Below are 10,233 nucleotides of genomic sequence, written 5' to 3' on the forward strand. Positions count from 1 at the left end.
TGGTCCAGGGCGACCATCCTCGCACGCGACACCAAAAACACTCGCTGATTGACGCTCCGCGACAATCAGAGCGAACAAAACTCTTGCGCGCGACAATCATCGCGGCAATCATCACCTCGCCGCGACACCGACTCGCCATCCTGATTGTCGCGCGCTTCCCATCCAGATTGTCGCGCTATAGGCACCCGCGATAGCCCCGATCCGCTCACTGGATTGATGCATCGGAGGCCTCCACAGCGAGAGCGTCGAAGCTGATGGCGCCGGACTTGGAGCGCTTGGTCTTGATCCCGTGCCCGCTTGCCTCCTTGGCATCCTCGGGCACGAGCTTCTTCAACTCACCTTTGGAGAGCTCGTGCTCCCCGTGGGCGTCCTTGGTGCGGAGATAGGTTGCAGCGAACTCGCCCCAAGCATTGGACGAAGACATATCAACGACCTTAACGGCCTCCAGCCTTGGTCGCGACGTTTCGATGTTGAAAAGCAGAGGCGCCTCGCCGCTCTGAACGCAGCGCCAGAATTTCTTCTCGGCGGTGAGGAGCAAATGCTGATAGAGCGGATCAGCGTGGATCTTGATCTCAACCCATTTGCCGCCACCAGTGATGATCGAGAGAACGGCGTTGCGGGAGGCGGTGACCCACATGTTGTGCTGTAACTGGGCCATATGTTTCTCGGCCGCAGCTTCCTCCGTGAAGGCCCATGGCAGCATGAACTTGGCTTCGAAGACGGCACCGGTCTGCTCGACCATGCCATCGAGTGTTGCCGCCATCCATTTGTGCACCGGATGCCGAACGCGCTTCTGGATGTCCGACATGGTTTGTCCCGTCGAGCGCTGGTACCAGGCGCGATTGAGGACCTCTGTTATCGTGCCGAGCTGGACGATGAGGTTATCCGAGAGATCTTCTGGTGCGACCTCTCCACGTTTCTCTTGCCAAAGGCGGGTGAGCTCGTCCTGATCGTCACCCATGATGACATGCGCATCTGAGCCGCCGATGAAGTGGCGGCGGTCATTGGGGGTGAACCTGATGATGTGATTGGGCGCATGGGCGCCGCTTGTTTGAAGTGTTGCCACCGGTATCTCCTACGCAAAAACAAGCGGCTTCACTTGCCGCACTGCCTGAAGCTCGCGTCTGCGGGGCGAGATACCGGCGCGACGATCGAAGGTCGCGCCCGGTCGAGTCAGTAACGCTCCAATCGCGGATGAAAGCCAGTCGTATCTGCAGCAACAATCTTGCTCGTTTTAGCGGGAATGGCTCTTGTTCTCACGCTCTTAAGGCAAGGACGAGACGAGGCTGGCCGGTCTAAAACCGACAAAACGAAGCCAATTCACGCATGAACAGCGACGACCTACGCAAAAGGCGCTCGCAGCGAACGACGCTGTCCGGTCGCATGAATTGTTGAAAAAAAGCTGTGATTGTCGGAAGATCGGGGGGCACCCCTCCAACTTGGGCCTGTGAGATTTGAAGCGTCCGGCAGTATTTTTCGATCGCGATGGCGTCCTCAATGAGGACGACGGCTACGCTTTTGATCCCGAAAAAATCCGTTGGATAGAAGGAGCCCAACACGCCGTCAAAGCAGTCAATGACGCCGGGTATCTTGCGTTTGTCGTGACCAACCAATCAGGAATTGCGAGGGGGTTTTACGAGGAGCAGCATGTTCGCAATCTGCACGAATGGATGTCGCGTGAACTTGCTAACGTTGGTGCCCGTATCGATGCGTTCGAATACTGCCCACATCACCCCGAAGGTCTGGTTGAGCGTTACCGTGTCCTCTGCAGTTGCCGTAAGCCGCAACCGGGGATGATTAGAGCTCTGCTTGAGCGATACGCGGTGGATGTTGATGCCAGCTTCTTGATCGGCGACAAGCAGAGCGACCTTGCTGCGGCTCAGGCGGCCGGCATCGCGGCCTATCTGTTTGACGGATCAAACCTCCGTACTTTCATTGCCCCCTTGTTAACGGATCGGTCCTACCCTCCGGATCAATCAAAGTCGTATCGCGGAGGCGCGGGAACGGAGGATTGATGCCGTGGTCTTTGCGACCAACGGATCGATCGATTGCTAGGTAGAGGAGTCAAGGAGGCAAGTTGGCGTCAAAGCGACAAATCGAAGCCAATCGCGTAAACGCAGCAAAGAGTACCGGCCCCCAAACAAACGCCGGGAAAGCAACATCGAGCCGCAACGCCTATCGGCAGGTTTATCGCGTTGGGATGAAGCCGCTGGTTCTGGCTTCGATGCAGTCCTTGCAAAAGAGTTAAAAGGTACGGACATGCAAGTCGCACTTCAAGATCTGGCTCAAGCCAGGAGTCGGCAGGATCGCCTGCGAGCTCTTAGGTTAGGCCTGATCTCGGCGGTGATTGAGCGCGCGGAACCAACGCAAATGAGATGTTTGTCGAGCTTGGAACGGTATGAGAAGGCTACCCTCTTGCGGCAACGGCGAGGGCTCAAACACCTGAAGCGAAATCCCGGATGAGAACCATAAGCCTGGGGGGATCATCGAAGAATAGGGGATCGGGAGGCGGGGCGTCGCACCGGGCCTAGTGGAGAGTGGCGGACCGACCATGCTTGTCCACATCGGTTCATGCGACGGGAACCGTCATCACGTACCGGAGCTTAATGCAAAGGAACCCGCTAGAGCCCGCTGCAATGTGTATTTGCGCCACTTCGGCGAGCTTATAAGATGCGCCGCTCTTCTGATTGGGAGAGGCGACCCGACTGCTTCGGCTAGTGTCGAGAAAACCGTAGCCGGCCATTGAAGGTCACCATACAGACTGCGGCGGTGATCGAAGTACAGTCCTGATCTCGTTCAGAACAGGTACGTCAGCCGCGTAATCAGAACCGAGTTCCTCAGGCAGCTTCGGGAACGTTCCATCGATAACGTATCCGATATCGAAGCTCCGCAAGCGTGAAACCGGCGTCCAAGCTCTTGTTCTACGAAACCATTGCCCGCCAGGAAAACAGCGTGAGACAGACTGTTCGGCAGTAGCGCCATCGAACCCAGGGCGATCATACTAAGAGTTGATCAGGCGGCGCGTTCTGGCCGCTTTTAGCGCCGACGCACCGCCCGCACGTCGATATACCCGCCCACTGCGAACGGAAGGCCCGGAGTCAAAACGCCTGCGCCGCCGGCATTCAATGGTCTGCCAGCATCGGCGCCATATTGTTGTGCAGGCGTCGGGAGCGCACATTAATAGTAACGAATTGAAGCGGCGAGGCCCCGCCAGTATGAATTGACGAGCTTCAATTTCGTAGCCTCTGATATTGCCTCGACGCGCCTGCCCAATTCGGCTCTTTGTCTTTATTCCATCTGAGAGACCATACGAACGGCCGCTCGCGGCAAGTGAATGCTCGATCACTGGCACCCATCGCACCAGAATGAAGCCTGACACCTCGCGCACTTTCGGTATTTCAAAGCGTGATCAGCCATTGTACAGGTTGGGTCGGGATACACCCGTACCATCCCACGAGATGAACTTGATCCGATCGGGGCTTAGGTCGCTCCTAGAGAGTTGGTTTGGTGCAGTGAAGCGTTACACGCCTCTTTTCTGTTTGCTCTTGTCAAGCTGTTCTTCGATTTGGGTAGAAGCCTCTGCGCCCCCCCCTGCTGTTCAGCCATTTCAGCCGCCCCGCCAAGAGGCCATCCAAAATGGTGTCGGCAAGTCGGTTAAGGAGCAACATTTAGCGCAACCGGTTGAAATATCCGCGCCACGACAGTCAGACCACGGGCCAGGCCGATACTATGTTTGTTTACGGGAGATAAGCCCCTTGGTCGACAAGCCACACCTCACACATTCGGTGTTCTTCGATGACGATGCTTACAAAGGATCTCGACAGTCGGTGATCTTGGAGGACTGTGAGCACCAGCAGTATTTTCGGCTAGACATCGCAACAGCCGACACCACAAAAGCCCATCCGAGGCCATGAGAGACCAAATCGTCGAACTCTTCCAAACTTGGGGGCACCTCTCGCCTCAGGAATTGTCCTTGCGTTGTTCTTCTTGGTAGCATTGGTGGTTTTCCCCCGCACTGTCCTCATTGTGGGAGCCTGGTGCGTCATTTGGAATAGTAGCGGCGCGCATCATCCTCATCGCCCGCGCGGCCGGTAGCACGGTTGCGTTCCTGCTCTCCCGCCATATTTCTTTCGCTTGGTTTCGGGGGACGATCGCGCAGCACTACAAGCTTGAGGCGATTGCTAATGCTGTTGATCCGGAAGGCTGGCGCGTGGTTGCGCTGATGCGTCTGGGTGTGCTGGCCCCGGCGGGTTCGATACAGCGCTTGCGGACGCACTCAGCGGCTCGTCAATGGAAGTCGCATTTCAAGATTTTGATCAAGCTGGGAAACGACAGGATCTTCTCCACGCTCTTAGGTCACGACTGATCGTGGACGTGATTGAGGGAGCTGACTGAAGGCAAATGAGGAAGCTCTAGGGGCTGGAGCGGTACGATAGGTTGCTCCCTTTTGCGGCAGCGACGCGGCCTCAAGCGCATGAAGCGCTGCAACGGGTGAGGGCCGAGAAGGTGGCAAGCTCCGGATCGCTGCGAGTCATTGCTTGGGCTAAATGACTTAATCTATGGTAGCACTGCGCGTGTTTGAATGATGGAAGCTGTAAACTACATCTTCCCTTGCTGGCTTGGGCACCCAGTTCAGCACAACCGAGCAGATGACGGATGCCGGCCCAAAGCCAGGATCGCTGCCGTGCCGCGCTTATAGTCTCAGATACACAAATACGCCGAGAACAATGCCGTAATTCCGTTGGAAGTCGCCATTGAGCTGGGCGATCTTCGACAGCTCGCTAGACGCTTGCCTTCCTCTGCCATCCGGCTGCTCCTTCAATTTCGTAGGACCAGCACTCTACAAGCACCTGTTTTGCCCGACGGCGCAAGTGATTATTTCGGTAAATCAAAATTAATCTCAAGTCGAGAGCTCACAGACCGGACTCCGCTTATGGAAGTGAACATCTCAGTGGGTGGTAGGAGCCGTCAGCATGATCTGGCGGGTAGCCAGGATTGGGTTTATCGCCGCGGCGCTAGCCTCCAAGACCTCAATCCGACGAATTGCACGGGTTACCGGCTAGCGCCCAAGCAAACGGCTCCGCCGCTCCCGGATTTCTTTGGTCTTCAGGGGCGAGATTCGTGCTCGACGCTCGCCACATCCGCTTAATCCCGGTGGCGGTCGCCTTGCCAGCGCGGATCAGAGGCAAATAAAATCCTTGCCTCTAAAGGGCTGAGCGGCTTCTTTGCCCGGTAGCGTCCAAGCTGAATAAGCAGCGGTCAGACTGCCTGCCCGAGGTGGTCGTTCGATTCGAGAAAAAGATGAAACGAGTGCTCGCTATAGCGGTGATGCTACTTCTGCCGATAACCTGCCTGAACGCCGGATCAACGATTGTGGGCGCTGGCTCGCAATCTTGCACCGCCTGGTTGAACAGGAAGAAGAACTTAGTCGTAAAGGCAGCTTTTGAATCCTGGGTCGTGGGCTTCGTCAGCGGGCTAAACGTGAGTGCCGAGAGGGACATTGTAGGCGGCGGCGATTTCTCCGCGATCGTTTCTTGGATGGACCGGCGCTGCAAGTCTAATTCTTCAGATCAAATTGGAGTTGCAGCTCTGGATCTAGCGATGGAATTGGCTGGTAACGCGGCGAAGCGATGATCTGCTAGACACGCCAGTTGACGCTGAGGCCGCTAAGGTCCTTAGCCAGGGCGGAGCCGGCCGTGATTCACGGAGACACATGTGCGCATCAAGCTACCCGAGACAGACCTCAAGTCAGTGCAAAGCCTTGGTAGCATTCATCTCAAAGACGAAGGCGGCGGACACGTCGGCCAATACTTTTTCGGAAAGGGTCGTGGCCGGACCGTCTTCCTATTCGGGAAGTACAAGGGCACTTTCAAGACTCACGCTGAGTGTCAAGCGTTCATCGATGGCGTGACCGCTGTGATTGATGACAACCGCAGCTCCCGCAGCAAGGAAACCGAAGCGTGATGGCAATAGCTTCGATAGCTTGAGTTTTGAGGCAGTTCGCGCATTCTTCTAGCGCGTCATGGCAGCGCAACCGGAGCAGGTGTTTGAGCTGGGCAAAGACCTGTCCGATCGGGTTCAGCCGGGTGAGGCCGACACGCAATCCTCGCGCCAGTCATTCCGGCTTATGAAAAAGGGCCAGCCCGTATGGCTGACCCTTTAGGTAGATTATGTTACTATGTAACCGGTCAGTAACGAGAAGCCGAGGCAGCGCCCCAATTGAACCGATAGTTCAAGCCGGCCTTGATGGTGTGCTCGTCGTTGTGGAAGCCGACGGCGGTAACAACACCACCGGCGCTGGTGAAGAGAGCGTTCCGGGTGCCGAAGTCATAGTACTGGTATTCAACCTTGCCGACCAGTTCTGGGCGAACATGTATTCGAGGCCACCGCCCACGGTATAGCCGTCGCGACCACCGCCGTTGTTGGTGAAGGTGCCGCCGCCGAAACCGTTCGTGAGGCGGGAGTCAGCCCAGGCATAACCGCCTTTGACGTACACCATCGCCGGACCCCAGGTGTAGCCGAGGCGACCGGTGACCGAACCGAGCCCACGGTTGACGAAAGGATTGTTATTGGTGTCGAGGAAGCTGTAGTTCGCTTCAATGCCCAGCACCCAGTTCGGTGAGAACTGATGGTCGTAACCGACCTGCGCACCGCCCATGAACACACCGTCATTGCTGTTGGTGCCGGTGAAGCCGGGGGCCAGAATGTTGTTGTTGCCGCCGAATGCGCCGCCGACATGACCGCCTATGTAAAAGCCGGTCCAGTTGTAAATCGGCGAGGGCTGCATCGCTGGGGCTTTGGTGTAAGGACGCGCGGCCATATCAGCTGCCGATGCTGTACCCGCTAGGGCGGCAAAAGCGACGGTAGCAAGAAGGAACTTTTTCATGTCGAGTCTCTCAGGTTTCAAAGCGGTGTCAGACGCTACTCCAACTCACCGAATTTGCTCTAGCGCAGCAGACACACCGCGGACCAGAATGCTGAAGCAGCACCCTTTTCGCGCACGACCGCAGGCAACGGCGCTTGATTGCGGAATATTCCGCGCTCAATCGCTTTCACTCCGCGCTTGCGAAGATCAAGCGAGTAAGGCTTCGCCAGCTGATTGATTAGAGCCTTACCGTCACTGCGGCCCAAAGCGGACGTCGCGCTGCCTGGTCTGAAAGGCGACTCGAGGCTTGCGCAACGTCAGACCTCTGCATCTTAGGAACTGGCCGAGGCGCGCTGCGACTCTTTAAGGAGCCGCTCCGTCATGGCCGTGGCAAGACCCGTGGCGATCAAGTACGCGGGGGACATGTCGTATACGACGAAGACCGCCTGATTGACGCATGCGCGTGGGCATGGCGAGCTCTATGATGGCGTTGCGTGAGGTCAGGCGGCCTGCTGATCAGCGGGCTTGTCGGCCTGGCACAGGAGCTTCCATTCCCAGGGCAGCAGCTCGTGCAGATGCGATGCGGGATGATCGGCGATACGGGCCAGGACGTCGGCGAGCCAGGCCTTGGGATCGACGTCATTGAGACGACAGGTCGTGATCATCGTCAGCATGATGGCGGCACGGTCGGCGCCACGCTCGCTACCGGCGAAGGTCCAGTTCCGCCTTCCCAAAGCGATGCCTCTCAATGCTCGCTCAGCGCAATTGTTGGTCAAGCAGATCCTGCCATCGTCGAGGAAGCCGGCGAAGCCGTCCCAGCGCCTAAGCATGTAATTCATCGGCTTCAGGACCTCGGAGGATCGCGAGAGGGTTTCGCGCTCGCGGAGCAACCAGGAATGCATGTCGTCGAGAAGCGGCTTGCTCTTCTCCTGGCGCACGGCGCGACGCTCGTCGGCGCTAAGGCCATTGACGGCGCGCTCGATCTCGAACAGAGCGTCAAGGCGCCTGACCGCCTCTAGCGCGATCGGAGAGACCGGTTTGCCCTTCTTGCCTTCCCGAGCATTTTTCTCGATATCAGCCAGCTCGAAGAAGCCCCGCCGCGCATGAGCCAGGCAAAATGCCGGTGTAATCGGCAGCGCCTTCTTCTGCGGGTCGAACAGCGGCTCGAAGCCGCTGTAGCAATCGGCCTGCAGGATGCCGGCGAAGGCGGCCAGATGTCTCTGCGGATGCTCGCCTCGTCGGTCGCGTGAGGCGTAATAGACCGCCGCAGGCGGCGCAGGCCCCGCGAACGGCCGGTCATCCCGCACATACGTCCAGATCCGACCGGTCCTGCACTTGCCCTTCGCCAGGATACGGATGGTGGTGTCATCGCCATGAAGGCGCTCGGCGGCGAGCACATGGCGTTCGATCAAGTGGAACAGCGGCATGACGGCGAAGGTCCCGTGGCCGACCTGGTCGGCCAGCGTCGATAACGACAGCTCTATCCCCTCGCACTTGAAGCGCGCGCTCTGGCGATTGAGCGGGATATGCATGCCGAACTTGTCGAACAGGATCGTCGCCAGCAATTGTGGGCCGATGAAGCCGCGCGGCGTGGCATGGAACGGCGCCGGTGGCTGGCTGATCTTCTCGCAATCGCGGCAGGTGAACTTCTCGCGTACCGTCTCGATGACCTTGAAGCGGCGCGGGATCTCCTCCAACGTCTTGGTCACATCTTCGCCGACCTTCGCCAGCCGCGATCCTCCACAGCAGGCACAGGTCGTTGGTGCCTCGATGACGACGCGCTCGTGTTCGATATCGTCGGGCCACGGCTTGCGCACCGGTCGCTTGCGCACGAAGGGACGGACGTTCTGCGTCTTCGCCGCTGCGGCCTGTGCGGCAAGCTCATCCTCGCTCGCTGTGGTAACAAGTTCTTCGAGTTCCAACTCCAACTGCTCAAGCAGGCGCGCCGAGCGCTCGGATCGTTGCCCGTGCAGTTCGCGTTTGAGCTTCTCGATCCGCAGCTCGAGATGCGCGATCAGCGCCTCGGTATCCGACAGTTTCGCCTGCGCATTCGCGGCTTGCGCCTGCCAGTTGGCAACCTTCGCCTCGGCTTTCTGTCGCGCTTCACGTTCGGCCTGCAGCGCCGCCAGGGCACTCACAAGGTCCGATGGAAGATCGTCCGGCTTCGATATCATGAAGCCATTGAATCAGATCAAGCCGCAGATTCAAACCGTAAAAACGGTTATCCCACTCGCGTCGGACGCTGGGTTTCTTGAGGGTTGCGCCAGTCGATCCCGGACAGCAGGTAGGAGAGCTGCGCCGGCGAGATCATCACCGGTTCACCGGCTACCGATGGCCAGATGAACCTTCCTCTCTCGCGCCTTTTTGTAAAAAGGCATGCTCCCTGGCCATCGTGCCAAATGACCTTCAAAAGATCGCCGCGTTTGCCCCTGAAGCAGAAAAGACCACCGCCCATAGCATCGCGCTTGAGCACTTCCTGCACGCGCAGAGCCAGGCTCGGAAAGCCACACCGCATGTCAGTATGGCCCGTCGCCAGCCACACTCGCACGCCCGTCGGGATCGGGATCACCGTAGTGTCTCCAGCCCTCGCATGATCCGTAGCAAAACCGAGACATCGACGTTGTGGTCCACGATCACGCGTCGGCCATTCGCGGTCACGATCTCCAAAGTGCCCGTCATCGCCGGCGCGGTCGCAGGCGTCGTCGACTGGATCTCCGGCACAATCTGGGCTGGCACAAATCCATCGGCCTGACCGCCGCCAAGCTGTCCTTCGCGATAGGCCTTACGCCATGAAAACAGAAGCTGTTTCGCAACCCCATGGTGCCGTGCTGTCGCCGACACCATCCGTGGAGCCGAAAAACTTTCCTCGACAATTCGGAGTTTCTCCGCTTCCGACCAGCGCCGACGCCGACCAGTCTCCACAATCTCAAGGCGGCTCACTTGGCGACTATCAGTAAGGATATCCATACTGACAGTCAGCTACAGGTCGGAAAAACCCGCAAGACGGCCGTCCTCGGACGAGTACGTTCCACCCGCTTCCTGCGAGCACTAAATAGTCGTCCGTTAAGAAGCCGAATTGAGCGGGGCTGGACGAGCCTGCACGCGCCATAGTTGGACCAGGAACAGGCACAAGAGTTCTCTGAGCCAGGCTAGGATGCGGCGGAAGTTGTGGCCGACGGCTGAGAGGATGACGTTGGCGGCGTCTCCGGCACGGCCTTTGAGATAGCAGCGGCCAAGGTGACCTTCGGTCTTCAGATGTCCGATGATGGGCTCGATGGCGGAGTGGCGCCGGAGCTCGCGCTTGATGGCGCCGAACACGCCGCGCTTCTGGCCCGAAATGAAGACGCGACGGGGATTTTGCGTGTCGT

At 58.3% G+C, this 10,233-nt stretch carries 8 protein-coding genes and 2 pseudogenes; 4 read left to right on the plus strand and 6 right to left on the minus strand.

The genetic code is table 11. From position 1 onward, the window contains the following. Positions 1-205: 205 nt before the first annotated feature. Entirely contained in the window at positions 206-1,066 is an 861-nt protein-coding gene (locus tag IVB32_RS13075; protein ID WP_247410536.1) for a YqaJ viral recombinase family protein, read from the minus strand. A gap of 388 nt (positions 1,067-1,454) precedes the next feature. Between IVB32_RS13075 and IVB32_RS13080 the strand changes: the two genes are divergently transcribed. The 4 genes from IVB32_RS13080 (at position 1,455) to IVB32_RS13095 (ending at position 5,964) form a co-directional block, all read left to right on the plus strand. Next, on the plus strand, positions 1,455-2,015 hold the full coding sequence (locus IVB32_RS13080) for an HAD family hydrolase (protein WP_247410537.1): 561 nt from the start codon (positions 1,455-1,457) through the stop codon (positions 2,013-2,015). 2,009 nt (positions 2,016-4,024) lie between these two features. Next, positions 4,025-4,366 carry a hypothetical protein gene (locus tag IVB32_RS13085; RefSeq protein ID WP_247410539.1) on the plus strand — a complete coding sequence of 114 codons (342 nt, stop codon included), beginning with the start codon at positions 4,025-4,027 and terminating at the stop codon, positions 4,364-4,366. Between the two features lie 935 nt (positions 4,367-5,301). Continuing rightward, complete coding sequence (locus IVB32_RS13090; RefSeq protein WP_247410541.1) at positions 5,302-5,634, plus strand: hypothetical protein; 333 nt, start codon at positions 5,302-5,304, stop codon at positions 5,632-5,634. A gap of 81 nt (positions 5,635-5,715) precedes the next feature. Further along, entirely contained in the window at positions 5,716-5,964 is a 249-nt protein-coding gene (locus IVB32_RS13095) for a hypothetical protein (protein WP_247410543.1), read from the plus strand. A gap of 224 nt (positions 5,965-6,188) precedes the next feature. Here the strand turns inward: IVB32_RS13095 and IVB32_RS13100 are convergent. The 5 genes and pseudogenes from IVB32_RS13100 to IVB32_RS13120 all read right to left on the minus strand — a co-directional run. Further along, positions 6,189-6,886, minus strand: a pseudogene (locus IVB32_RS13100) (outer membrane beta-barrel protein). A gap of 479 nt (positions 6,887-7,365) precedes the next feature. Then, on the minus strand, positions 7,366-9,039 hold the full coding sequence (locus IVB32_RS13105) for an IS66 family transposase (protein ID WP_247410545.1): 1,674 nt from the start codon (positions 9,037-9,039) through the stop codon (positions 7,366-7,368). Between the two features lie 47 nt (positions 9,040-9,086). Further along, positions 9,087-9,434 carry an IS66 family insertion sequence element accessory protein TnpB gene (tnpB, locus tag IVB32_RS13110; protein ID WP_247410547.1) on the minus strand — a complete coding sequence of 116 codons (348 nt, stop codon included), beginning with the start codon at positions 9,432-9,434 and terminating at the stop codon, positions 9,087-9,089. After that, complete coding sequence (locus IVB32_RS13115) at positions 9,431-9,832, minus strand: transposase (RefSeq protein ID WP_247410548.1); 402 nt, start codon at positions 9,830-9,832, stop codon at positions 9,431-9,433. Before IVB32_RS13115 ends, tnpB begins: the two co-directional genes overlap by 4 nt. A gap of 96 nt (positions 9,833-9,928) precedes the next feature. Continuing rightward, positions 9,929-10,233 (minus strand): annotated as a pseudogene (locus IVB32_RS13120) (IS5/IS1182 family transposase); the annotation flags it as partial.

The organism is Bradyrhizobium sp. 23, assembly GCF_023073295.1.
In the GTDB taxonomy this organism is placed as follows: Bacteria; Pseudomonadota; Alphaproteobacteria; order Rhizobiales; family Xanthobacteraceae; genus Bradyrhizobium; species Bradyrhizobium canariense_D.

Excerpts from the sequence above, each read along its gene's own strand:
- IVB32_RS13115 (WP_247410548.1), bottom strand. The coding sequence starts at position 9,832 with ATGGATATCCTTACTGATAGTCGCCAAGTGAGCCGCCTTGAGATTGTG.
- IVB32_RS13105 (WP_247410545.1), bottom strand. The coding sequence starts at position 9,039 with ATGATATCGAAGCCGGACGATCTTCCATCGGACCTTGTGAGTGCCCTG.
- IVB32_RS13090 (WP_247410541.1), top strand. The coding sequence starts at position 5,302 with ATGAAACGAGTGCTCGCTATAGCGGTGATGCTACTTCTGCCGATAACC.